The 21,156-nt window shown below is 71.8% G+C and carries 23 protein-coding genes, 7 tRNA genes and 1 pseudogene; 21 read left to right on the top strand and 10 right to left on the bottom strand.

Features of this window, described 5'->3' with window-relative positions:
- Positions 1 to 82: 82 nt before the first annotated feature.
- Positions 83 to 1,303: a uroporphyrinogen-III C-methyltransferase gene (cobA, locus tag ABZU99_RS07305; RefSeq protein WP_355941075.1), complete on the top strand. Its 1,221-nt coding sequence runs from the start codon at positions 83 to 85 to the stop codon at positions 1,301 to 1,303.
- Between the two features lie 69 nt (positions 1,304 to 1,372).
- The gene (locus tag ABZU99_RS07300) at positions 1,373 to 2,179 is read left to right on the top strand and encodes an RNA methyltransferase (RefSeq protein ID WP_355941077.1); all 807 of its coding nucleotides are present in this window, start codon (positions 1,373 to 1,375) and stop codon (positions 2,177 to 2,179) included.
- 191 nt (positions 2,180 to 2,370) lie between these two features.
- Here the strand turns inward: ABZU99_RS07300 and ABZU99_RS07295 are convergent, their stop codons facing one another.
- Complete coding sequence (locus ABZU99_RS07295; RefSeq protein ID WP_356043643.1) at positions 2,371 to 3,732, bottom strand: serine/threonine-protein kinase; 1,362 nt, start codon at positions 3,730 to 3,732, stop codon at positions 2,371 to 2,373.
- Positions 3,733 to 3,994: 262 nt separating this feature from the next.
- Here ABZU99_RS07295 and ABZU99_RS07290 point away from each other — a divergent pair, with 262 nt between their 5' ends.
- From ABZU99_RS07290 to ABZU99_RS07275, 4 genes are all read left to right on the top strand, one after another.
- On the top strand, positions 3,995 to 4,225 hold the full coding sequence (locus tag ABZU99_RS07290; protein WP_356043640.1) for a hypothetical protein: 231 nt from the start codon (positions 3,995 to 3,997) through the stop codon (positions 4,223 to 4,225).
- Between the two features lie 283 nt (positions 4,226 to 4,508).
- Complete coding sequence (locus tag ABZU99_RS07285; protein ID WP_356043638.1) at positions 4,509 to 4,718, top strand: hypothetical protein; 210 nt, start codon at positions 4,509 to 4,511, stop codon at positions 4,716 to 4,718.
- A gap of 704 nt (positions 4,719 to 5,422) precedes the next feature.
- A complete protein-coding gene (locus ABZU99_RS07280; RefSeq protein WP_356043635.1) occupies positions 5,423 to 6,322 on the top strand; it encodes an aminoglycoside phosphotransferase family protein in 900 nt (299 codons plus the stop codon).
- Between the two features lie 65 nt (positions 6,323 to 6,387).
- Positions 6,388 to 6,675 carry a zf-TFIIB domain-containing protein gene (locus tag ABZU99_RS07275; RefSeq protein WP_355941093.1) on the top strand — a complete coding sequence of 96 codons (288 nt, stop codon included), beginning with the start codon at positions 6,388 to 6,390 and terminating at the stop codon, positions 6,673 to 6,675.
- 70 nt (positions 6,676 to 6,745) lie between these two features.
- Here the strand turns inward: ABZU99_RS07275 and ABZU99_RS07270 are convergent.
- The 5 genes from ABZU99_RS07270 to ABZU99_RS07250 all read right to left on the bottom strand — a co-directional run bounded on the left by ABZU99_RS07270 (position 6,746) and on the right by ABZU99_RS07250 (position 7,169).
- Positions 6,746 to 6,817, bottom strand: a tRNA-Val gene (locus tag ABZU99_RS07270).
- Positions 6,818 to 6,828: 11 nt separating this feature from the next.
- Positions 6,829 to 6,900 (bottom strand) — tRNA-Val (locus ABZU99_RS07265).
- Between the two features lie 23 nt (positions 6,901 to 6,923).
- Positions 6,924 to 6,995: transfer RNA gene (locus ABZU99_RS07260), tRNA-Val, on the bottom strand.
- A 1-nt stretch (position 6,996) separates the two neighbouring features.
- A tRNA-Cys gene (locus ABZU99_RS07255) sits at positions 6,997 to 7,067 on the bottom strand.
- A 29-nt stretch (positions 7,068 to 7,096) separates the two neighbouring features.
- Positions 7,097 to 7,169 (bottom strand) — tRNA-Gly (locus tag ABZU99_RS07250).
- Between the two features lie 160 nt (positions 7,170 to 7,329).
- On the opposite strand from ABZU99_RS07250, the gene ABZU99_RS07245 reads away from it, so the two are divergent.
- The 3 genes from ABZU99_RS07245 (at position 7,330) to ABZU99_RS07235 (ending at position 10,141) form a co-directional block, all read left to right on the top strand.
- The gene (locus ABZU99_RS07245; protein WP_356043632.1) at positions 7,330 to 8,400 is read left to right on the top strand and encodes a chorismate-binding protein; all 1,071 of its coding nucleotides are present in this window, start codon (positions 7,330 to 7,332) and stop codon (positions 8,398 to 8,400) included.
- Positions 8,397 to 9,224, top strand: a complete 828-nt coding sequence (locus tag ABZU99_RS07240) for an aminodeoxychorismate lyase (protein ID WP_355941099.1) — start codon at positions 8,397 to 8,399, stop codon at positions 9,222 to 9,224. Before ABZU99_RS07245 ends, ABZU99_RS07240 begins: the two co-directional genes overlap by 4 nt.
- Positions 9,225 to 9,295: 71 nt before the next feature.
- The gene (locus ABZU99_RS07235; protein ID WP_356043630.1) at positions 9,296 to 10,141 is read left to right on the top strand and encodes a GNAT family N-acetyltransferase; all 846 of its coding nucleotides are present in this window, start codon (positions 9,296 to 9,298) and stop codon (positions 10,139 to 10,141) included.
- A gap of 248 nt (positions 10,142 to 10,389) precedes the next feature.
- On the opposite strand, the gene ABZU99_RS07230 is transcribed toward ABZU99_RS07235, so the two are convergent.
- On the bottom strand, positions 10,390 to 10,905 hold the full coding sequence (locus ABZU99_RS07230) for a DsbA family protein (RefSeq protein WP_355941105.1): 516 nt from the start codon (positions 10,903 to 10,905) through the stop codon (positions 10,390 to 10,392).
- 173 nt (positions 10,906 to 11,078) lie between these two features.
- Here ABZU99_RS07230 and ABZU99_RS07225 point away from each other — a divergent pair, with 173 nt between their 5' ends.
- Both ABZU99_RS07225 and ABZU99_RS07220 read left to right on the top strand, forming a co-directional pair.
- Positions 11,079 to 11,519, top strand: coding sequence for a hypothetical protein (locus tag ABZU99_RS07225; protein WP_355941108.1), 441 nt, complete (start codon positions 11,079 to 11,081; stop codon positions 11,517 to 11,519).
- A 54-nt stretch (positions 11,520 to 11,573) separates the two neighbouring features.
- Entirely contained in the window at positions 11,574 to 11,768 is a 195-nt protein-coding gene (locus ABZU99_RS07220) for a hypothetical protein (RefSeq protein WP_356043627.1), read from the top strand.
- A 2-nt stretch (positions 11,769 to 11,770) separates the two neighbouring features.
- Here ABZU99_RS07220 and ABZU99_RS07215 read toward each other — a convergent pair whose 3' ends face one another.
- Together ABZU99_RS07215 and ABZU99_RS07210 are read right to left on the bottom strand one after the other, a co-directional pair.
- A complete protein-coding gene (locus tag ABZU99_RS07215) occupies positions 11,771 to 12,340 on the bottom strand; it encodes a CGNR zinc finger domain-containing protein (protein WP_355941113.1) in 570 nt (189 codons plus the stop codon).
- A 271-nt stretch (positions 12,341 to 12,611) separates the two neighbouring features.
- Positions 12,612 to 13,025 carry an SsgA family sporulation/cell division regulator gene (locus ABZU99_RS07210; protein WP_003959770.1) on the bottom strand — a complete coding sequence of 138 codons (414 nt, stop codon included), beginning with the start codon at positions 13,023 to 13,025 and terminating at the stop codon, positions 12,612 to 12,614.
- Positions 13,026 to 13,215: 190 nt separating this feature from the next.
- Here ABZU99_RS07210 and ABZU99_RS07205 point away from each other — a divergent pair, with 190 nt between their 5' ends.
- The 6 genes and pseudogenes from ABZU99_RS07205 to ABZU99_RS07180 all read left to right on the top strand — a co-directional run bounded on the left by ABZU99_RS07205 (position 13,216) and on the right by ABZU99_RS07180 (position 15,573).
- Positions 13,216 to 13,674 (top strand): TIGR02611 family protein, encoded by a 459-nt coding sequence (locus tag ABZU99_RS07205; RefSeq protein WP_355941116.1) that lies wholly within the window; start codon positions 13,216 to 13,218, stop codon positions 13,672 to 13,674.
- 66 nt (positions 13,675 to 13,740) lie between these two features.
- A tRNA-Val gene (locus ABZU99_RS07200) sits at positions 13,741 to 13,812 on the top strand.
- Positions 13,813 to 13,951: 139 nt separating this feature from the next.
- Positions 13,952 to 14,428 (top strand): SRPBCC family protein, encoded by a 477-nt coding sequence (locus ABZU99_RS07195; protein ID WP_356043625.1) that lies wholly within the window; start codon positions 13,952 to 13,954, stop codon positions 14,426 to 14,428.
- 66 nt (positions 14,429 to 14,494) lie between these two features.
- Positions 14,495 to 14,569: transfer RNA gene (locus ABZU99_RS07190), tRNA-Val, on the top strand.
- Between the two features lie 47 nt (positions 14,570 to 14,616).
- Positions 14,617 to 14,794: pseudogene (locus ABZU99_RS07185) on the top strand (transposase); the annotation flags it as partial.
- A gap of 407 nt (positions 14,795 to 15,201) precedes the next feature.
- Positions 15,202 to 15,573 carry a VOC family protein gene (locus ABZU99_RS07180; RefSeq protein ID WP_356043623.1) on the top strand — a complete coding sequence of 124 codons (372 nt, stop codon included), beginning with the start codon at positions 15,202 to 15,204 and terminating at the stop codon, positions 15,571 to 15,573.
- 61 nt (positions 15,574 to 15,634) lie between these two features.
- On the opposite strand, the gene ABZU99_RS07175 is transcribed toward ABZU99_RS07180, so the two are convergent.
- Positions 15,635 to 16,360: a 3'-5' exonuclease gene (locus ABZU99_RS07175; protein ID WP_355941125.1), complete on the bottom strand. Its 726-nt coding sequence runs from the start codon at positions 16,358 to 16,360 to the stop codon at positions 15,635 to 15,637.
- Between the two features lie 165 nt (positions 16,361 to 16,525).
- Here ABZU99_RS07175 and ABZU99_RS07170 point away from each other — a divergent pair, with 165 nt between their 5' ends.
- From ABZU99_RS07170 to ABZU99_RS07155, 4 genes are all read left to right on the top strand, one after another.
- Complete coding sequence (locus tag ABZU99_RS07170; RefSeq protein ID WP_355941128.1) at positions 16,526 to 17,104, top strand: DUF4365 domain-containing protein; 579 nt, start codon at positions 16,526 to 16,528, stop codon at positions 17,102 to 17,104.
- A complete protein-coding gene (locus ABZU99_RS07165) occupies positions 17,104 to 18,300 on the top strand; it encodes a hypothetical protein (RefSeq protein WP_356043620.1) in 1,197 nt (398 codons plus the stop codon). The genes ABZU99_RS07170 and ABZU99_RS07165 overlap by 1 nt, the downstream gene beginning before the upstream one ends.
- Positions 18,301 to 18,419: 119 nt before the next feature.
- The gene (gene thrS / locus ABZU99_RS07160) at positions 18,420 to 20,399 is read left to right on the top strand and encodes a threonine--tRNA ligase (RefSeq protein ID WP_356043617.1); all 1,980 of its coding nucleotides are present in this window, start codon (positions 18,420 to 18,422) and stop codon (positions 20,397 to 20,399) included.
- A gap of 145 nt (positions 20,400 to 20,544) precedes the next feature.
- On the top strand, positions 20,545 to 21,111 hold the full coding sequence (locus tag ABZU99_RS07155) for an HIT domain-containing protein (RefSeq protein WP_356043615.1): 567 nt from the start codon (positions 20,545 to 20,547) through the stop codon (positions 21,109 to 21,111).
- The last annotated feature ends 45 nt before the right edge of the window (positions 21,112 to 21,156 follow it).

Below are 21,156 nucleotides of genomic sequence, written 5' to 3'. Positions count from 1 at the left end.
TCGGCGGGGGCCATGCCCCACTGTGATTCGCCGCTCCAGTGCCGCAGCGGCAGCGCACACGCACGAGGAGAGCCGCATCGCCATGTCCGAGAACTTCGCATACCCCGTCGGGCTGCGCCTTTCCGGGCGGCGCGTCGTCGTCCTCGGAGCGGGCCAGGTCGCCCAGCGCCGGCTGCCCGCGCTGATAGCGGCCGGCGCGGACATCCTGCTGATCTCGCCGTCCGCGACCCCCTCCGTCGAGGCCATGGCCGAGGCGGGGGAGGTGCGCTGGGAGCACCGCCGCTACCAGGACGGTGACTTCGAGGGTGCCTGGTACGTGCTGATCACCACGGACGACCCGGAGGCCAACGCCGCCGCGTCCGCCGAGGCCGAGGCGCGCCGCATCTGGTGCGTACGCAGCGACGACGCCGAGGCCGCCTCCGCCTGGACCCCGGCCACCGGACGCAGCGAGGGTGTCACCGTGGCCGTCCTCACCGGCCAGGACCCGCGCCGCTCCGCGGCCGTACGCGACGCCGTGGTCGAGGGACTGCGCGACGGCACCCTCGCCGCCCCCCGCCACCGCACCCGCGGCCCCCACGTGGCCCTGGTCGGCGGCGGTCCCGGCGACCCCGACCTGATCACCGTGCGCGGCCGCCGCCTCCTCGCCGAGGCCGACGTGGTCGTAGCGGACCGCCTCGGCCCCCGCGACCTCCTCGACGAACTTCCGCCCCACGTCGAGGTCATCGACGCCGCGAAGATCCCCTACGGCCGCTTCATGGCCCAGGAAGCGATCAACAACGCGCTGATCGAGCACGCCAAGGCGGGCAAGGCGGTCGTCCGGCTCAAGGGCGGCGACCCCTTCGTCTTCGGGCGCGGGATGGAGGAGGCCGAGGCGCTCGCCGAGGCCGGGATCCCCTGCACCGTCGTCCCCGGCATCTCCAGCTCCATCAGCGTCCCCGCCGCGGCCGGGATCCCGGTCACCCACCGCGGTGTCGCCCATGAGTTCACCGTGGTCAGCGGCCATGTCGCCCCCGACGACCCGAGCTCCCTGGTGGACTGGCCCGCGCTCGCCAAGCTCCGCGGCACGCTCGTCCTGCTCATGGCCGTGGAGAAGATCGGCACGATCGCCGCGACCCTCGTCGAACACGGCCGACCCGCGGACACCCCGGTCGCCGTCGTCCAGGAGGGCACCACCCCCACCCAACGCCGCGTGGACGCGACCCTCGCGACCGTGGCCGAAAGAGTCGCGGCCGAGGGCATACGCCCCCCGGCGGTCGTGGTGATCGGCGACGTCGTCGCCCTCGCCACACGCGACCACCGGTGACGTAACCGCCGGTAACGTGATCGCGTTCGCCTCATTGGCACCGCAACCAGGACAAGGCAGTATCACTCTGTGGCTGATCTCATCACCGTCGATGATCCCGACGACCCGCGGCTGCGCGACTACACGGGTCTGACCGATGTAGAGCTACGACGCAAGCGCGAGCCCGCCGAGGGCCTCTTCATCGCCGAAGGCGAGAAGGTGATCCGACGGGCCCGGCTCGCCGGCTACGAGATGCGCTCCATGTTGCTGTCGTCCAAGTGGGTCGACGTCATGCGCGACGTCATCGAGGACGTCCCCGCCCCCGTCTACGCCGTCACCCCCGAACTGGCCGAACGTGTCACCGGCTACCACGTCCACCGCGGCGCCCTCGCCTCCATGCAGCGCAAACCGCTTCCGGCAGCCGACGCGCTCCTGGCCGGCGCCCGACGCGTCGTGATCATGGAGTCCGTCAACGACCACACCAACATCGGTGCCATTTTCCGCAGCGCCGCGGCCCTCGGGATGGACGCCGTACTCCTCTCCCCGGACTGCGCCGACCCCCTCTACCGCCGCTCCGTCAAGGTCTCCATGGGCGCCGTCTTCTCCGTCCCGTACGCCCGCCTGGACCCCTGGCCCCGCGGCGTGGAAGCGGTCCGGCACACCGGCTTCAAGATCCTCGCCCTCACCCCCGACGAAAAGGCCACCACCATCGACGACGCGGCCCCCCACCGCCTCGAACGCGTCGCCCTGATGCTCGGCGCCGAGGGCGACGGGCTCTCCACCCAAGCCCTCATGGCCGCCGACGAATGGGTCCGTATCCCCATGGCCCACGGTGTCGACTCCCTCAACGTCGGCGCGGCGGCGGCGGTCGCCTTCTACGCCGTGACCCGCGCCTGACCGGGCCCCTGCCAGGGGCTTGCGTACCGGGCGCGCCCCCGGCACGCCCTCCGGGCGTGTCCTCGATCGCCGGGCGGGCTGGTTGGGGCGAGCCCCGAACGGCTTCCGGCGCCTGAATATGTCGGTCCAGGCCCCGCCCCGGAGGCCCCGCCCCCGCCCCCGCAACCCGGCACGAACAGCCCGCGCACCCGCTACGGTCCGCCCGGCGCCATCGACACCGCATGCGTCACGGACCCATCCGGTGCGCCCAGCCCATTCGTCGGCCCCTGGCAGCCCTGCGCCGCCGCGATCCCCAGCGCCACCAGCAGCGTCACCACCACGAACACCGTCAGCCGCTGCCGCAGCAGCCTTCGGTCCGGTCCCGGCCCACCCGGACGGCGTCCGTTCGGCGACGTACGGACCGTACGGGCAGGCGGGCGCGTACCTCTCCGCGGACCCGGGCGCGCCGGAGTGTTCCGCCCCGTGGAGCGACCAGCCCCGGACCCCGCCCCCGGCCCCGCCCCGGCCCCCGACCGCGGCGACGACGCCCGCGGCGCCTGCGCCCCCCGCGGCGGCGTACCGCCCGGGCGCCGCTCGGTGTGCTGTTCCGCGTACGCCTCGGACCGCCGCCCCGAGGGCCGACGGTCCACTACGCCGGTCCCGCCGTACGTGCCGTGCCCCCCAGGCCCGCCGGAACCCCCGGCCCCACCGTGCCCGCCGGCCCCACCGTGCCCGCCGACCCCGCCATGCCCATGCGCCTCGCGCGCCGCGATCTCCTTCAGCCGCAGCGACAGTTGCAGCGTGCTCGGCCGGTCCTCCGGATCCTTCGCCAGACACGCGTGCAGCAGCGGAGCCAGCGCATCCGGTACCCCGATCAGCTGTGGCTCCTCATGCACCACCCGGTACAGCATCACCTCGGAACTCCCGTGTCCGAACGGCGAGTCCGCCGTCGAGGCGTACGCGAGCGTCGCCCCCAGCGCGAAGACGTCGGTCGCCGGCGTGACCACCGCGCCCCGCACCTGCTCGGGCGCGAGGAAGCCGGGCGAGCCGACCGCCGTGCCGACGTGCGTCAACGTGCTCGCCCCGGTCGCCCAGGCGATGCCGAAGTCGATGATCCGCGGGCCCTTGGGGGAGAGCAGGATGTTCGACGGCTTGAGGTCGCGATGCACCACCCCCGCCTCGTGCACCGCCAACAGTCCCTCGGCCAGTGCGGACCCGATCGACGCCACGGGAGCGGCGGGCAGCGGGCCGTCCTCGTTGACCTTGTCGTGGAGGGAGGGGCCCGGTACGTACTGGGTGGCGAACCACGGGCGATCGGCCTCCAGGTCGGCGGCCACCAGCCGGGCCGTACAGCCCCCGCGGATCCGCCGCGCGGCCGACACCTCGCGGGCGAACCGTGACCGGAACTCCCGGTCCTCGGCCAGATCCGGCCGGATCACCTTCAGCGCCACGCGCTGTCCGCGCCGGTCGGAGCCGAGGTAGACCACGCCCATACCGCCCGCGCCGAGCCGCCGGTGAAGCCGGAAGGAACCGACGACACGCGGGTCCTCGCGCCGGAGCCGCATCATCGCCATGTCCGTCCCCTACCTCCGGTGGGGAGGCCCCTTCCCCAACCCCTGGTGGGGGAGCCCCAACCGCTGCCGTCCACTGCCGTCCGTCTGAGGTGCACAGCTTACGGATTGACGGCCTGTCGTGCTGAGAGGCCGCGCATGCGTCGGCCGACGGATTGTCAGTGGTACCTGGGATCCTGGAGAAGTGGGCCGGAATCGTGGCCATCCGCGCTCGGTCCGCGCGTGCGTGATCTCAAAGGACCGCATCAGAAGGGGGATTGGGACCATGAAGGGTGATTGTGTGGAGATAGTCGTGGACGCGGGGGACACGACACGGACGTATGAAGTGGTGGCCAGCCGGGCCGGTCGGCGGGTCGAGACGGCGGTCCGGCGCGGGGTGGTGGAAGTGAGCGAAGTCACCCGTAATGGCTCTGTGGTGCGGACGGCGCGGTTCATGGCGAACCGGGTGCTGGCGTTGGTGGAGCAGCCGGTGCCGCGTGGGGAGCACGGGGAGTAGCCCCGCTGGTCGGCCCGGCGGGGCCGCCGGCGGAGCGGGACCCTCCGGATGGTCCCGTTCCGCCGTCCCCTCCGGGAAGACCCCAAGTGACGGGGCGGTATCTCCACCCAGGGGAGTACTCGGCTCCGTCCGGGCTCATCCTCCGGGAGGCCCGGCAATCGATACGAAGGCATGACGCCGAGCGCCGTGGCGCGCGCCTAATGTTGTCGTCAAGCGGCGGGCGGCAGCACTCGTCCCCCGAGGTCAGACGCTCGCCGCTCCCAGATGTGACAGAGGAGGGACGATGGCGGACACGGTTGGACGTACGGTCCCCCGGGTGCGCGGGCGCCGGGTTGTCGACGCGTTCGGCACCCCGTCGCAGGGTGGCACCCGTCATCCCCTGGTCGCGGCGGCGATGGTGCTGCCGTTGGCTCTCGTCTTGAGCATCACCTTCGGCGGCTGGGATGCCGTCGTGACACAGGCGTCGTCCGTGGCGGGAATGCTGGGGCGCTAAGCGCCCCAGGTCCGGGAGAGCGGCCCGGGCCGGGGACTTCCGGCCATCAACCCCGTGGGGACGGGGGTGCGGCGGACGGCACGAATGCCCGGACAGCTGGGCACCTGTTGCGGAGAAACACCCGCAACGGTGTCGGCCGTCCGGGCATGGAACGGGCCCCGTTCGTCATCGCTGGGGAGCGATGGCGGCGGGGCTCGGTGCGTTCGGTGGTGAGGCAGACAGGGAGCTGTCCGGGCATCGCGCCGTTTGGGGCGCGGGTGCGCTTGGGTGCGCGGTCGGTTGGTGCCGGGTGCGGGGACGGGGCATCCGGGGTGGGCCTAAGCGGATGCGGTGAAGTTCGCCGCTGATCCCTCGCCGTTCGGCCTGGCCGAGGGCTTGGACGCCGAGAAGGATCAGCACTTGACTTCGCCGTAACAGCTTAGCCGGGCGAGGGGTGGCGCATCCCCGCCACTCTCTCGCCTCGTCGGCGGCCGCCGGCTCAGTGGCCCCGTCGCCGCTTGGCCGGGGGCTCGGCTCATATTCCAGCCGTCCGGCGATTGAGGACACGCGATTCCAGCCCGTCCGGCGATTGACGACACGCGATTCCAGCCCGTCCGGCGATTGAGGACACGCGCGGGGGCGTGCCGGGGGGCGGGGGCGAGCTCGGGGCCCGGTCCCACCACCGACGTAGGATCCGGTGGGCATCAGGCGACAGGGGGACCCACATGGGCAGAACGGCGGCCCTGCTGGCAGACACCCTGCGGGGGCGGGGCGACGGGGAGACGACGGTGCTGGCGGATCGGCCGGATGGGACCGTCGTCCGCTGCGGAGGACTCGTCGCCAAGGCACACGCTCCCGACGCGGACCCGGCCGCGCTGGCGGTCAGGGTCGGGGTCGCCGCGCATCCCCGCTGCGCGGGGACTCTGCTGCCGCCGGTCGGTGGGGTGGGGGCGCTGCCCGGGGGGCGGCGGGTGACGTGGTGGCCGTACGGGGAGCCGGTGTCACCGGAGGAGCCGGAGGCCGCGCCGTGGGAGGAGGCGGGGGCGCTGCTCGCGCGGTTGCATGGGGTGCCGGTCGGCGGACTGCCGGGTCCGCTTCCGGCGATGCGCGGGCCCGCGAAGGCCGTCCGGGCCATCGCCCGGCTGCGGGCGGCGGAGGGCGTCGACGAAGCGGCCGCGCAGGCTGTGTTGCGGGCGTGGGGCGGGCTGCCAGGATGGGCCCGCGGGGAGGAGTGGGGCGGGGGTGGCGCGCTGTGCCACGGCGACTTGCATCTCGGCCAGTTGGTCCGAGTCGGCACGGGCTGGCTGCTGATCGACGTCGATGACCTCGGCCTCGGCGACCCTGCGTGGGATCTCGCGCGCCCTGCGGCCTGGTATGCCGCCGGGCTGCTGGCCGCGGAGGGTTGGGAGCGGTTTCTCGGGGCGTACCGCGCCGCGGGTGGTTCGGCCGCGGGGGAGCACGACCCGTGGCCGCGCCTGGACGTTCCCGCGCGCGCCCTGACCGTACAGACCGCGGCGCTGGCGCTGGCCAAGGCGGCGGCGGGCCGGCGGGGGTTGGATGAGGCGGAGGAGGCGATGGTGGAGGCATGCGTCCGCATCGCCCGGTGCACGGAGGCCGTAGGGTGAAGTCGACGCGGCCGGGGGGAGGTTCCGGCGGCGCTTCGTCCGGAGCTTGAGGAGTTGAGCGGACCATGCAGTGTCCCAAGTGCCATGCGCCGATGCACACGTACAACCGCAATGGCGTCCAGATAGAGCAGTGCAGCGGCTGCCGGGGGATCTTCCTGGACTACGGGGAGCTGGAGGCGCTGACTCGCCTCGAGTCGCAGTGGACCCAGCAGATGCCTCCCACCCCGCCGGGCCCCGGCGCCCCGCAGGCGTACCCGGCCGCGCCGGCCTGGGGCGCGCCGCACCAGGGTCACCACGGTGGGCATCACGGTCACCACCAGCGTGGCTTCGGCCACATGCTCTTCTCTTCGTGACCTCATACGACTCGTGACCTCATACGACGGAGGGCCGGAGCTTGTCGCTCCGGCCCTCGGCCGATCGGTGTGGACGATACTGGGATTGAACCAGTGACCTCTTCCGTGTCAGGGAAGCGCTCTCCCGCTGAGCTAATCGTCCTCGGGACTGCGTGCGCGATACTGGGATTGAACCAGTGACCTCTTCCGTGTCAGGGAAGCGCTCTCCCGCTGAGCTAATCGCGCAGGTGGGTCCGCGAGGACCCGAGTGGACGATACTGGGATTGAACCAGTGACCTCTTCCGTGTCAGGGAAGCGCTCTCCCGCTGAGCTAATCGTCCGAGGTGGAGACGGGATTTGAACCCGTGTAGACGGCTTTGCAGGCCGTTGCCTCGCCTCTCGGCCACTCCACCAGATGTGGGGGCTGCAAACCCTCACGTCGAGCGGACGACGAGATTCGAACTCGCGACCCTCACCTTGGCAAGGTGATGCTCTACCAACTGAGCCACGTCCGCAGGTGTCGTTTTCCCGGGGCGCTCCCGCGTCCCGGCGACGTGTTGAACTCTAGCGGATTCCCGGGCCAGCTCAAATTCCGTTTGCGCAGCGTGCTGCCCTGCTGTCGGGCCGCACTCCCTCCCGACGCCCCGCTGACCAGGGCGCCATAGACTCGCAACCGTGCACGAGCTGCCCCCTCTGGCCCGCTTCGGCGGCCTCCTCGCCACCGATCTGCGCGATGTGACCAGCGACCCCTCAGCCCTGGACGCCAAGGGTTTCTGGGCCGTTGTCGCGGACTTCGAGGGGCGGTTGCTGTGTGCCCGATTCGGTGACGTACGGAAGGCGCCGCCGCAGGGGCCCGCGGCCGGCGCCTGGCGCGGCCCGGCGGCGGGTGACTGGTCCTCGTCGCTGGACCGGGCCGCCTACACCGCGGGCGTCCGGCGGATCCGGCGCCATATCGCGGCCGGCGAGGTCTACCAGGCGAATCTGTGCCGGGTGCTGACCGCGGCGCTGCCGGATCCGGCAGCGGCCGACGTGGACGCGCTGAGCGCGGTGCTGGCCCTCGGTAACCCCGCCCCGTACGCGGGCACCGTACGGCTGCCCGCCCACGGGGTGGAGGTCGCCACGGCCTCTCCCGAGCTCTTCCTGCGGCGCACCGGGCGCACGGTCGAGTCCGGCCCGATCAAGGGCACCGGCCGCCGTCCGGAGGATCTGCTGGAGAAGGACCACGCCGAGAACGTGATGATCGTGGATCTGGTCCGCAACGACCTGGGGCGGGTCTGCGCCACCGGATCGGTGACGGTCCCGGCGCTCTGCACGATCGAACCGCACCCCGGGCTGGTCCACCTCGTCTCCACGGTGCGCGGCGAGCTCGCCCCGGGGGCCGGCTGGCCGGAACTGTTCGCCGCGGCCTTTCCGCCCGGGTCGGTCACCGGCGCACCGAAATCGAGCGCGCTGCGCATCATCGGGGAGCTGGAGACCGCGCCGCGCGGCCCGTACTGCGGCGGCGTCGGCTGGGTGGACGCCGACCGCGGCGTCGGTGAGCTGGCGGTGGGCATACGGACTTTCTGGATCGACCGCGCCCCGGCCGGCCCCGGCAGCGGCGGCGCCGTTCTGCGTTTCGGCACCGGCGCCGGGATCACCTGGGGCTCGGATCCCGAGCGTGAATGGGACGAAACGGAACTCAAGGCCGCCCGGCTGCTCGCGGTAGCGTCGGGGGTACAGCAGCCGACGGGAAGGGCAGCGCGATGAAACCGACCATCTGGCTCGACGGATCCCTGTGCGAGGCGGACAGCGCCCAGGTGTCCGTCTTCGATCATGGGCTGACGGTCGGCGACGGCGTCTTCGAGACCATCAAGGCGACCGAGGGGCAGGCCTTCGCTCTCACCCGCCATCTGCGGCGGCTGGCCCGCTCCGCGCACGGCCTCGGCCTGCCCGAACCGGACCTGGACGAGGTGCGGCGGGCCTGCGAGGAAGTGCTGAAGGCCAACCCCATGCCGCTCGGGCGGCTGCGGATCACCTACACCGGAGGGCTCTCACCCCTCGGCTCCGACCGTGGCACGGCGGGCCCGACGCTCGTGGTCGCGCTGGTCGAGACGGCGCGCAGGCCGGACACCACCGCCGTGGTCACCGTGGACTGGACCCGCAACGAGCGCGGGGCGCTCACCGGCCTGAAGACCACCTCGTACGGCGAGAACGTGGTCGCGCTCGCCCGCGCCAGGGAGGACGACGCGAGCGAGGCGCTGTTCGCCAACACGGTCGGCCGGCTCTGCGAGGGCACCGGCTCCAATGTCTTCGTGGTCCTCGACGGCGAGCTGCACACCCCGCCGCTCGCCTCCGGCTGCCTGGCGGGCATCACCCGGGCCCTGGTCCTGGAGTGGGTGGGCGCCAAGGAGGCCGATCTGCCGCTGTCCGTGCTGGAGCGGGCCGAGGAGGTCTTCCTGACCTCCACGACCCGCGATGTGCAGGCCGTACGCCGGGTGGACGCCCACGCCCTGCCCGGCGCGCCCGGCCCGGTCACCGCCAAGGCCATGCGGATCTTCACCGAGCGGGCGGCCGCCGACATCGACCCGTGACCGGCCGGCCCGGGGTACGGAGCCGTTCAAAAACTGGTGACGATCGCCCGCCGGCCCGGTAGAACACCATCGTGACCACCACCCTGCGGCCCACCGAGCCGGAACAGCGCACCGACGACGGCGGGCGTGCACGCTCGTACGAGGTTTGCGTCAACAGCCGCCCCGTCGGCTCCATCCGCCTCACCACCGACGCCCGGCTGGGGCCGACGGCCGGGCGCATCGAAGAGCTCCGGATAGCCGACCCGGAGCGGCATCGCGGCCGCGGCACGGTCGCCGCGCTCGCCGCCGAGGAGGTGCTGCGCGGCTGGGGCTGCACCCAGCTGCTGGCGCGCGTTCCCGCCCAGGCCCAGAGCGCCCTCGGGCTCGCGGGTGCGCTCGGGTACCGGGAGCGAGGCCGCAATATGGTCAAGCCGCTGGGACAGCCGCCCGTGCTGCCCGAGGGCAGCACGGTACGGCCCATGGCGGAGGCGGACTATCCGGCCTGGTACGCCCATCAGCGGGCGGGATACCTCAGTGACCTGCTGGAGCGGGGAGTCACCCGGCAGCAGGCCGAAACCAAGGCCGACGCCGACTACCGGACGCTCCTGCCGCAGGGACTCGTCACCCCGGGCACCGTCCTGCGCGTCCTCGCACACGACGGAACCGACGTGGGCACCCTCTGGATCGCGCTCCGCACGGACCAGCCCGACGCCGAGCGGATGGGGGAGGCGTACGTGTTCTCCGTCGAGGTCGCCGAGGAGCACCGCGGACACGGGCACGGCCGCTCCCTGATGCTGGCCGCCGAGGGCGACAGCCTGGCGCTGGGGGCGCGCACGCTGGGGCTGCACGTCTTCGGCGGGAACACCCCGGCGCTGCGGCTGTACGAGTCGCTGGGCTACGAGGTGGTCGAGTACCAGCTCTACAAGCCGCTGCTCTAGTCCCGGTGCCCCGCCGCTCTGGTGCCCCGCCGCTCTGGTGCCCCGCAGCTCTGGTGCCCCGCCGCTCTGGTGCCCCGCAGCTCTGGTGCCCCGCAGCTCTGGTGCCCCGCAGCTCTGGTGCCCCGCCGTCGCGGGGCACCGGCAGCGCTGAGCGGATGCGGTGAAGTTCGCCGCTGATCCCTCGCCGTTCGGCCTGGCCGAGGGCTTGGACGCCGAGAAGGATCAGCACTTGACTTCGCCGTAACCGCTTAGGGGCCCTCCGCGATGAGGCGGTCGGCGATCTCCTCGATGCGCTCCCGCAGCCCCTCCTGGCTCTTGCCACCGTCGAGCCGCTCGCCGCCGATCACATACGTCGGGGTGCCGGTCACCCCGATCGCCTTGCCCTCGGCCTGGTCCGCGTCGACGATCAGGATGTGGCGGCCGTCGATCAGCGCGGTGTCCATCTCCTCCGCGTCCAGGCCCAGTTCCCGGGCCACCTCGACGAGCAGCAGCTCGCCGCGGTCGCCGAGCTTCTCGGCGCGCTCCAGCACGGCCTCGACGTACGGCCAGCCCTGTCCCTGCTCGGCGGCCTCCTCGGCCGCCTGAGCGGCGGCGTGGGCGTGCCGGTGCCGTTCCAGCGGGAAGTGCCGCAGCCGGATCTCCAGGGCGTCCCCGAAGCGGGCGCGCAGCGCGCGCAGGTCCGCGAGGGCGGTGCGGCAGTCGGGGCACTGCAGTTCGCACCACACGTCGAGGACGGGGCGCGGCGAGGGGAGGGTGTCGCTCATGGGGCCAGTCTCCCAGCCTGTGGACACTTCTTCGAACACGGCCGGGGCCCGCTCCTCGGCCCCCGGGAGGAGCCTTCCCCGGACATGTCCCTGATCCCGGGCCCCGACCGTGGCCCGTGCCGCCTCACGAGGTGCAGGATGGAGTGACCGGCACCCATCGCCAGGAGGTCCCGATGCTGACCGACACTGTCTGCGCCGCGGTGTCCGCGGCCGGTCTGGGCATCGCCTGTCTGACCGCGTACCGCAAGCGTTTCCTGGCCGCGACCCGGATCGCCGCCTTCGCGCTGATCCCGGTGGGCCTCGCGATGACCGGAGTTCTGGACTGGCTGGCCGATCTCGTCTTCAAGCCGAGCGTATGGCTGGGGTTCGGCCTCCTCGGTCTCTCCTGGGCGCTCCTCGCGGTGAGCCGAGCGGTCGAGCGCCGCGCCGGCGGCACCCGCAAGGAGCGGCGTGCGGCGGCCGCGGCCGAGCGGGGCGGGGCACTCGCGCCGGCCGCCTCGGATCCCTCCGAGCCGTCCAAGGCGCCGAAGGCATCCAAGCCGAAGGCCGGAACAGGTTCGGGCACAGAAGACTTCTCAGACATCGAAGCCATTCTCAAAAAGCACGGGATCTGACGAAGTACCGGTCAAAAATCACACGCTGGTCGCAGCCGGGCTCCGGGCTGCGTCATGATCTTTCGCGAGATGCTGCAATCACCCGGGGAGCAGTCCCCTGTCGAAGGTATCGAACGCCCCCCTGTGCCCCCCAGCGAGGAACCGCGTGGCTGTCTCTTCGCTCTCTCCCAGCCGCCGCTGATGCTTTTCCTGGCGGTCATATTCACCCTGCTCCTCGGCACCGCCGTGCATGATCTCTACCGGTGGTGAGGTCAGTTCGCGGCCTCACGGCGCCGGGCGCGATACGCGGCGACATGCAGCCGATTGCCACAGGTGCGGCTGTCGCAGTAGCGCCGGGAGCGATTGCGGGACAGATCCACGAAGGCGTACCCGCAGTCCGGGGCCTCGCAGCCGCGCAGTCGCTCCCGCTCGCCCGCGACCACCAGGAACGCGAGGGCCATGCCGCCGTCGGCGGCGAGGTGGTCGGCGAGCGACGCGCCCGGCGCGAAGTAGTGCACATGCCAGTCGTAGCCGTCGTGGTCGGTGAGACGGGGTGTGGTGCCCGCCGCGGCGATCATGGCGTTGAGCAGCTCGGCGGTGCGCCGGGTGGCGGTCTCGCTCCCGGCGGCGGCGAAGACCTCGGCGAACCTGGTCCGCACGGCCTGTACGGCGGCGAGGTCCCCCTCGCTCAGCGTGCCGATATCGCTGATGGCGTTGCGCTCGACGAACCGGCGCAGCGCCGCGAGGTCGGCGAGGTCGTCCTGGTCCCCGCCCTCCGGCGCGGTGTTCACCAGATCGACGACCACGTCGAGCGCGCACCGGGTGTCGTGGTTGATCAGCACGATTGCTCCCTGGCCGGCTGGGGTCGGCGGCTGCCCTTGGCTGCCCCTCGATCTGCCCGACTCTAGCCGCGTACGGCTACGGTCGTGACACGACGGTGCCGTCGCCGCGGACGGTTCCGCGGCGACGGCACCGTCGCCCGCCTCTGCTCTGCCGTGGTCGGGATGCCTTTGTCGGGATGCCATGGTCGGGATGGTCTCTACCGGAATGTCGCGTCCCGGCTCGCGCCGTCTCCCCGAGTCGGACGGCCGCGCGCTCAGCTCTCGCCGGGTCTCAGCTCTCCGCCAGGATGTGGGAGAGCTCTGTGTCGAGGTCGAAATGGCGGTGTTCGGTGCCGGGTGGCACAGCGGCGTCGGTCCGCTTCAGGAACGACTCCAGGGCCCGCGCCGGGGCCTCGAGCAGGGCCTCTCCCTCCGGGGAGCTCAGGGCGATGCAGACGACGCCCTGGCCGTGGCTGCGGGACGGCCACACCCGGACGTCGCCGGTGCCGGTGGGCCGGTGCAGGCCCTCGGCGAGAAGATCGCGGGCGAACACCCATTCGACCGTCTCTTCGGCTCCGGTGTGGAAGGTGGCGTGCACGGCGTAAGGGTCGGCCGTGTCATACCGCAGGCCCGCGGGTACAGGCAGTGAGGATTCGCTCGACACAACGAGGCGCAGGTGCAGCTCGCAGCTGACCGTGGTGTTCATAAGCGCCAGGGCCTTTCGCTCAGTGTGCGCTCGGGGATTCGCACGTCGGCGAAATCGACATGCCACCTACGGTGCCGTTGTAAACCCCTCTGACCGTTTTGTGGGTGTTCCGGTAGCTCGTGCGGCCCAGCTCTCGGGCGGCCTCTACCACCATTCCGGTGACTTCGGCCGATCAGGTAAGTTGGGTCACATGGATGCGGAGAGTGACGAGCGGCGGGAGGGTGCCACACCGGCGCCGCCTCAGGCCGCGACGGGGGACGATGCGCCGACGAAGGAGCCGGTCTTCGGCTCCCGGGCACCCGGATTCATCCGGCGGTCGCGCGCGCTGCACCTGAGCTGGCAGGTCGGCGTGTTCATCGTGGGGCTCGCGGTCGTGGGCGCGGGCATCATCATGCTGCCCCTGCCCGGTCCGGGGTGGCTGGTGATCTTCGCCGGCATGGCGATCTGGGCCACCGAGTTCGTCTGGGCCCAAATGGTGCTGCTGTGGACCAAGCGCAAGGTCACCGAGGCGGCGAAGCGCGCCCTCGACCCGAGGGTGCGCCGGCGGAACATCCTCCTCACCACGATCGCGGTGGTGATCTGCGCCGTGGCGATCTCGGTGTACGTGTGGAAGTTCGGCGCCATGATGCCGTGGAAGATCGAGCAGTGACCGGTCCCCGGTCGCGGGACTGGTCATGAGCACGGCCCGGCATACGCTAATCTTAGGCGTGCGCCAGGGCGATTAGCTCAGCGGGAGAGCGCTTCGTTCACACCGAAGAGGTCACTGGTTCGATCCCAGTATCGCCCACCCCGGACCGAGGGCCCGGAGGCTCCATGCCTCCGGGCCCTCGGCGTTGAGGCACGTCCCAGCCGGCCGCGAGCCGCAGCGCGAGCGCCGCTCGGCAACAGGCTCCCCCGGACAGCCCGGGCGGCCGCAGACTGGCGGCATGGACTGGTGCCACTACCGCTTCCGCAGCCGCTGGGACCTCGACGCTCCCCCCGACGCCGTCTACGCGGCGCTCGCGGACGGCGACGCCTATCCGCGGTGGTGGCCCCAGGTCCGTGAGGTGCGGCGGATCGACGGCCGCAGGGGCGCAGCCCGCTTCCGCTCCCTCGTCCCGTACGACCTGCACGTGACCGTCAGCCAGGCACGCCAGGACCCGGCGGACGGAGTGCTGGAGGCCGCCGTCTCCGGCGATTTGGAGGGATGGGTGCGCTGGACGGTGAGGGCGCACGGCGCCGGCACCCGCGCCCTCTTCGAACAGGAGGTCGTGGCCCGCAAGCCCCTGCTGCGCCGTCTCGCGCTTCCTGGCCGCCCGGTCTTCCGCGCCAACCACGCCCTGATGATGCGCGCGGGACGGCGGGGGCTGCGGGCGCACCTGGCGGCGTCGTCACCCGGGCCGTCCGGCGGGAAAGCGGTTTGAACCGAACCCGCCGCGACCTGTATTGTTCAGATCGTTCCGCCGGGGGAGACCCCGACCGGACAACCCGGGCGATTAGCTCAGTGGGAGAGCGCTTCGTTCACACCGAAGAGGTCACTGGTTCGAACCCAGTATCGCCCACCACCTAGCGATCATCTCATTTGGCATGACCTGTGGTCTGTCTGTGTGTGATGGCGAAGCGGTTGGTCCCGGACGGACTGTGGGAGTTGGTCCAGCGGGTGGTGCCGGAGGCGCCGACGCGTCCGCAACGGGGATGGTCGACGTCGGCACGATGACCGCGAGTTACTGGCGCCGATCATCTTTGTGGCCACGACAGGCCGCACGTGGGCGCAGATTCCCCCCGTTTTCCGCCCGTCCAGGGCGATGGCCCACCGTCGGTTCATGGCGGCCGCCGCACGACCGCACCAGTGGCCGGCGCTGTCGCCCGCACCATGCGCTTGCCCGAGTCCCTCGGCCATCAGGTGGAGGAGGCCAAGGTCGACCTCGGAGTCGACTGGGAAGAGTTCGTCCTGGCCAACGCCCGTCTGTGGACGGCGAATCCAGAGAGCCTTGAGGTGGGACCACACGGCCTCGACCGGGGTTCAGCTCCGGCGCATACGAGGGCAGCCGGCAGACCACGAGCCAGGTCCGGGCGGCGATCAGCTGTTAAGGCCGGGCCGCCAGCAGGCGGCCCGGCCTTCGCCGTTGTGCGCCTACATCCCGGCCGTCGGGGTATCCGGAGAAAACTTCCGTGGGTGATGACTGGAGGGGAACTCATGGCCGTTGTGACCGCCGCCGTTCTGTCCCTGGACTGTGCCGAGCCCGAAGAACTCGCCGAGTTCTACGCCAAGGTGCTCGGCGCCGAGATCCAGGCGATCACGACCCTCGACCGCATAGACATCGCCGCACCCGGCGGGACCCGCATGGCCTTCCTCCGGGACCACGGCTACGCCCCGCCGAGCTGGCCGCGGCCCGACGACTCCCAGCAGGCACATCTGGAACTGCTGGTCGAGGACATCGACGCCGCCGAGCGCAAGGTCGTGGACCTGGGCGCCCGGCCGCTGGACACCAAGGACAACGGAGGCCCGCGCGACGTCCGGCTCTACTCCGACCCGGCGGGGCACCCCTTCCGGCTCCGCCTCGTCTGATCCGCCTCGTCCGAGGGGCGGGGGCGGGTGCGGGCGGGGCCCGCGGGACGCCGGACGCCCGTCAGGCGGCGGCCGGGAGGTCCGGTCGCAGCGGCCAGGCCGGATCGCAGACCTCGTCCGACCCGTTGAGCGCGAACCAGGCCTGCAGGCCGCGGGCCTGCGCCGCGTACCAGGCCGTCTGGCGGGCGTGCAGCTCGGTGGGCGTCAGCGTCTCCACCCGTGAGGCGAACCGGCGGCCCACCGCCCGTACGACATCCAGGGCGGCCATGGCGTCCGCCGCCGCGTCATGCGCCCCCATCAGCTCCACGCCGTAGTGCTCGCACAGATCGGTGAGCGTTCGGCGCCCCTTGCGATAGCGGTCCAAGTGCTTGTCCAGCACCCGGGGATCGAGCACACACAGCGAGCGCAGCGACAGATAGCCCGCCAGACTCGTATTGCGGTGCCGCTTCAACTCGCGGTCCAGCAGCGTCAGATCGAACGGCGCGTTCATCACCACCAGCGGGGTGCCGCGCGCGGTCTGCTCCGCTATCGCCCGCGCCACCTCCTCCATCACCGGCGCGGGCCACCTGCCGTTATGCTGCAGGTGAGCGTCGGTCAGGCCGTGTATCCGCGTGGCGGAAGCGGGTACCGGCACGCCTGGACTGACCAGCCACCGCCGGATCTCCGGCAGACTGCCGGTCCCGCGCTGCACCACCAGGGCGGCCGACACGATCCGGTCGTGCTCGACATCGACGCCCGTGGTCTCCGTGTCGAACGCGGCGAGCGGCCCCTCGAACCAGGACGGCATGGCCTCAACTCCTCGTGCGTGGAACGGCGATGACACCTACAACCCGCCCCGACCAGGTGATACCCGAAGCCGGGTGGCCGAACCGCCGCTGTTTGCCGCGGTCCTGACGCGGAGACAACACAGATGTACGTGTAAGGCCGGCAACGACCGGAAGGCGTCACGGACATGGCGCTCGCGCAGCCCGATCCGGCCCCGACGGCGAGCGGTCTGCTTCCCGAGCGGATCGCCCCGGCGCGCGGCCATATCGCCACCACCGCTTGTATGGAGACCCTTCAGGTGGGCTATCTGCACGCGGTCGCGGCGGCCGCGGGCTGCTCGCTGGCCCAGCCCTTCCCGGACCACGGCATCGACTGGCATGTCAGCCACAGCTCACGAGGCCACACCGTGGACGACGAGGTGACGATCAAGGTGCAGCTGAAGGCCACCTACCAGCTGCCGCCGCGTCCGCGCGGCCCGACCTTCGCCTTCACGCTCGACAACGACCACCTGGTCAAGCTCGCCCGCACCCCGGTCTCCGTGCACAAGATTCTCGTCGTGATGATCGTGCCGCGCAGCCAGGACGACTGGCTGCGGGCCGGCCACGACCGCCTCGCACTGCGGCACTGCTGCTACTGGATCAACCTGGCGGGCCACCCGGTCACGGGCAGCCGCCGGACCACCGTGCGGATCCCGACCTCGCGCGTCTTCGACGACCGCGCCCTCTGCGAGATCATGACCCGGGTCGGGGCGGGAGGGAGACCGTGATGGACCGGTACCGGCCGGGGGACGAGCCCGCGCCCCCAGCGGCCCCGCACCCCGATGAGATCGAGCCGGCCGTCCTCGGCGCCCTGCTCGCCCGGCACGGCTGGCGCCGCCGCGGCGGCGCCCCGGGGCGGTACGCCCGCTGGACCCCGCCGGGCCGGCTCGCGGGCGGCACCAGCCTGCTCGTCCCCGAGAACCGGGACTTCCCCGACAGCGGCGATCTGCTCGCCGAGGCACTGCTGGCCCTCACTCACAGCGCCGCCCCCTCCGCCCGCGAGGTGCTCACCGGCCTCGCCGTGCCCAGCGATGAGATCCGCTGGTGGCGCGAGGTGCCCGAGTCCCGTGGCGGCACCGCCGCCTGGACCGCGCAGGAGCGGCTGCGCACCGCCGCCCGCGACACCCTGCTGGCGGGCGCGCTCGCCTCCCGGGCCCGCGCGGGGTATTACGGGGCGCGGCACCGCCGCGCGGCCGAGGCATCGCTGGAACGGGTGCTGACCGGGCCCTCCGGCGCCGCCTCCGGCGGGCGCGAGCTCACCGTCTTCGTCCCCGTCGAGGACGGCCGCGCCATCACCGCCACCCTGCTGCGTGCCCTGTACGCGCTCCGTGACGCCGCCGACTACCAGCGGGCCACGGGCGGGATGGAGGCGTTCGACGCCGCGGTCGAGGCGGGGGTGTGCCGGGAGCTGACCGAGGCCGTCGTCTCGCTCGTCCAGGGCACCGAGGGGGCGCGGGTGGGGCTGGAGTGGGCGCCCGCCGCGGGCCCGCCGCCGGGGTTCGCGGCCCGCCCCGAGCCGGTGGAGTTCTCGCCCGGCGACCTCCCGGGGCTCAGGGAGGCCGGGGCCCGCTTTCTCCGGGACGAGCCGTCCGTGCCCGTGCGGATCACGGGCGCGGTGGTGCGGCTGCGCCGGACCACCCCGGGCGGCCCGGGGGCCGTGCGGCTGCGGGTGTTGGCCGGGGCGGATGTGCCGCAGGTGCGGATGGTGCTGGACGAGGACGACTACCGCATCGCCGGCCACGCCCACCTGGTCGGGCTGCCGATCCGGGTCAGCGGGCGGCTGGAGAGCCGGGGCGGCTTCCGGCGGCTCGGCGAGCCCACGGGCGTCACCCCCGTCCAGGTCGACGAGGCCGAGCGGGACCGGCTGCTCAAGTCGCTCCAGGAGAACCTGGACTTCTTCGAGGAGGCGTGCGGCGGCCCCTGACCGCCGGGGGTGGAGCCGAGCGCGCCCACAACCGTTTCGCGGTCGGAGCCGTCGGCTCGGTACGATTCACGCTGCGCGGCATTCGCCGCGGTGAGCCACCCATCAGTCAGGAGAGACCGGTGTCAGACGTCCGTGTGATCATCCAACGCGATTCCGAGCGGGAAGAACGCGTGGTGGCCACGGGCACTACGGCCGCGGACCTCTTCGCCGGCGACCGGTCGATCGTCGCCGCACGCGTGGGCGGGCAGCTCAAGGACCTGGCGTACGCACCGGCCGACGGCGAGGAGATCGAGCCGGTCGAGATCACCAGCCAGGACGGTCTGGACATCCTGCGCCACTCCACCGCGCATGTGATGGCGCAGGCCGTGCAGGAGCTCTTCCCGGAGGCCAAGCTCGGCATCGGACCGCCGATCAAGGACGGCTTCTACTACGACTTCGACGTCGAGACCCCCTTCCACCCGGACGACCTCAAGCGCATCGAGAAGAAGATGCAGGAGATCCAGAAGCGGGGGCAGAAGTTCTCCCGCCGCGCGGTCACCGACGAGGACGCCCGCGAGGAGCTGGCGGCCGAGCCGTACAAGCTGGAACTCATCGGCCTCAAGGGATCGGCCGCGGACGCCGCCGAGGGCGCCTCCGCCGAGGTCGGCGCGGGCGAGCTGACCATCTACGACAACCTCGACGCCAAGACCGGCGAGCTGTGCTGGCGCGACCTGTGCCGCGGTCCGCACCTGCCGACCACCCGGAACATCCCCGCCTTCAAGCTGATGCGCAGCGCCGCCGCGTACTGGCGGGGCAGCGAGAAGAACCCGCAGCTGCAGCGGATCTACGGCACCGCCTGGCCGACCAAGGACGAGCTGAAGGCGTACCTGGACTTCCTGGCGGAGGCCGAGAAGCGCGACCACCGCAAGCTCGGCTCGGAGCTGGACCTGTTCTCCTTCCCGGACGAGCTGGGCTCGGGCCTCGCGGTGTTCCACCCCAAGGGGGGTGTGATCCGCAAGGAGATGGAGGAGTACTCGCGGAAGCGGCACGAGGAGGCGGGGTACGAGTTCGTCAACACCCCGCACATCACCAAGGCCAAGCTCTTCGAGACCTCCGGCCATCTGCCGCACTACATGGACGGCATGTTCCCGCCCATGGAGTTCGAGGGCCAGGACTACTACCTCAAGGCCATGAACTGCCCGATGCACAACCTGATCTTCAGGGCGCGCGGGCGGTCCTACCGTGAGCTTCCGCTGCGGCTCTTCGAGTTCGGCACGGTCTACCGGTACGAGAAGTCGGGTGTCGTCCACGGCCTGACCCGGGCCCGCGGCTTCACCCAGGACGACTCGCACATCTACTGCACCAAGGAGCAGATGGCCGATGAGCTCGACAATCTGCTCACCTTCGTGCTGAACCTGCTCCGCGACTACGGCCTGAGCGACTTCTATCTGGAGCTGTCCACCCGGGACGACTCCGACAAGTTCATCGGTGGGCCGGAGCAGTGGGAGGAGGCCACCGAGGAGCTGCGCAAGGCCGCCGAGAAGCAGGGCCTTGAGCTGGTCATGGACCCGGGCGGCGCGGCCTTCTACGGACCCAAGATCTCGGTCCAGGCGCGGGACGCGATCGGCCGTACCTGGCAGATGTCGACCATCCAGGTCGACTTCAACCAGCCGGCCCGGTTCGAGCTGGAGTACACCGCGGCGGACGGCTCCCGGCAGCAGCCCGTCATGATCCACCGGGCGCTCTTCGGATCGATCGAGCGCTTCTTCGCGGTCCTGCTGGAGCACTACGCGGGCGCCTTCCCGGTGTGGCTCGCCCCGGTCCAGGCGGTCGGCATCCCGATCGGCGACACCCACGTGCCGTACCTGGAGGAGTTCGCCGCGCAGGCCAAGGCGAAGGGCCTGCGGATGGAGGTGGACTCGTCCTCGGACCGGATGCAGAAGAAGATCAGGAACGCGCAGAAGTCCAAGGTGCCGTTCATGGTGATCGCCGGTGACGACGACGTGGCGGCCGGGGCCGTGAGCTTCCGCTACCGCGACGGCTCCCAGAAGAACGGCATCCCGATCGACCAGGCACTGGCCGAGATCGCCGACGCCGTGGAGCGCCGCATCCAGGTGTGACCCTCTCCCCGCGTCAGCGGGGGGTGATCCGGACCTGTGCCGTGGTCCGGATCTACCGACCACGTGCTCCCCGCCTACGCGGGGGTCTGAGGGGCGGCCCCAGCCGGGGCCGCCCCTCACCGCTTCTCACCCTTCGTGGGCGAATATGCTGGCCCGCATGACGAGTGAGCCGGAGCAGCAGATCGGACTGGGGACGCCTGACGCGTTCCAGCGCCTGTGGACGCCCCACCGGATGGCCTACATCCAGGGCGAGAACAAGCCGACCGGCCCGGGTGCGGGTGACGGCTGTCCGTTCTGCTCGATCCCGGAGAAGTCCGACGAGGACGGCTTGATCATCGCTCGCGGCCGCTCCGTGTACGCCGTGCTCAATCTGTACCCGTACACCGGCGGTCATCTCATGGTCGTCCCGTTCCGGCATGTCGCCGACTACACCGAGCTGGATGCCGAGGAAACGGTGCAGCTGGCCGAGTTCACCAAGGCCGCCATGACCGCGCTGCGTACCGCCTCGGGTGCGCACGGTTTCAATATCGGCATGAACCAGGGCGCCATCGCGGGCGCCGGGATCGCCGCGCATCTGCATCAGCATGTGGTGCCGCGCTGGGGCGGCGACACCAATTTCATGCCCGTGATCGGCAGGACCAAGGTGCTGCCGCAACTCCTCGCCGACACCCGCGTGTTGCTCGCCAACGCCTGGCCCAAGCCGCAGGCTTGAGCCCCCCGCGGGCCCCCGCCCCGGCCGCACGCCGGGGCCACCGCG

The sequence above is a fragment of the Streptomyces sp. NPDC005266 genome, assembly GCF_040607655.1.
Classification (GTDB): domain Bacteria; phylum Actinomycetota; class Actinomycetes; order Streptomycetales; family Streptomycetaceae; genus Streptomyces.
The sequence above is the reverse complement of the archived record's forward strand: the minus strand, read 5'-3'. Positions and strand labels throughout refer to the sequence as shown.

What these genes read in the sequence shown, in the direction of transcription:
- ABZU99_RS07205 (WP_355941116.1), top strand. Translation starts at nt 13,216, where the DNA reads ATGGATGCGGAGAGTGACGAGCGGCGGGAGGGTGCCACACCGGCGCCG.
- ABZU99_RS07280 (WP_356043635.1), top strand. Translation starts at nt 5,423, where the DNA reads ATGGGCAGAACGGCGGCCCTGCTGGCAGACACCCTGCGGGGGCGGGGC.
- ABZU99_RS07285 (WP_356043638.1), top strand. Translation starts at nt 4,509, where the DNA reads ATGGCGGACACGGTTGGACGTACGGTCCCCCGGGTGCGCGGGCGCCGG.
- ABZU99_RS07210 (WP_003959770.1), bottom strand. Translation starts at nt 13,025, where the DNA reads ATGAACACCACGGTCAGCTGCGAGCTGCACCTGCGCCTCGTTGTGTCG.
- ABZU99_RS07240 (WP_355941099.1), top strand. Translation starts at nt 8,397, where the DNA reads ATGAAACCGACCATCTGGCTCGACGGATCCCTGTGCGAGGCGGACAGC.
- ABZU99_RS07290 (WP_356043640.1), top strand. Translation starts at nt 3,995, where the DNA reads ATGAAGGGTGATTGTGTGGAGATAGTCGTGGACGCGGGGGACACGACA.
- ABZU99_RS07225 (WP_355941108.1), top strand. Translation starts at nt 11,079, where the DNA reads ATGCTGACCGACACTGTCTGCGCCGCGGTGTCCGCGGCCGGTCTGGGC.
- ABZU99_RS07175 (WP_355941125.1), bottom strand. Translation starts at nt 16,360, where the DNA reads ATGCCGTCCTGGTTCGAGGGGCCGCTCGCCGCGTTCGACACGGAGACC.
- ABZU99_RS07230 (WP_355941105.1), bottom strand. Translation starts at nt 10,905, where the DNA reads ATGAGCGACACCCTCCCCTCGCCGCGCCCCGTCCTCGACGTGTGGTGC.
- ABZU99_RS07275 (WP_355941093.1), top strand. Translation starts at nt 6,388, where the DNA reads ATGCAGTGTCCCAAGTGCCATGCGCCGATGCACACGTACAACCGCAAT.
- ABZU99_RS07155 (WP_356043615.1), top strand. Translation starts at nt 20,545, where the DNA reads ATGCTGGCCCGCATGACGAGTGAGCCGGAGCAGCAGATCGGACTGGGG.
- ABZU99_RS07170 (WP_355941128.1), top strand. Translation starts at nt 16,526, where the DNA reads ATGGCGCTCGCGCAGCCCGATCCGGCCCCGACGGCGAGCGGTCTGCTT.
- ABZU99_RS07195 (WP_356043625.1), top strand. Translation starts at nt 13,952, where the DNA reads ATGGACTGGTGCCACTACCGCTTCCGCAGCCGCTGGGACCTCGACGCT.
- ABZU99_RS07180 (WP_356043623.1), top strand. Translation starts at nt 15,202, where the DNA reads ATGGCCGTTGTGACCGCCGCCGTTCTGTCCCTGGACTGTGCCGAGCCC.
- cobA (WP_355941075.1), top strand. Translation starts at nt 83, where the DNA reads ATGTCCGAGAACTTCGCATACCCCGTCGGGCTGCGCCTTTCCGGGCGG.
- ABZU99_RS07165 (WP_356043620.1), top strand. Translation starts at nt 17,104, where the DNA reads ATGGACCGGTACCGGCCGGGGGACGAGCCCGCGCCCCCAGCGGCCCCG.
- ABZU99_RS07220 (WP_356043627.1), top strand. Translation starts at nt 11,574, where the DNA reads ATGATCTTTCGCGAGATGCTGCAATCACCCGGGGAGCAGTCCCCTGTC.
- ABZU99_RS07295 (WP_356043643.1), bottom strand. Translation starts at nt 3,732, where the DNA reads ATGGCGATGATGCGGCTCCGGCGCGAGGACCCGCGTGTCGTCGGTTCC.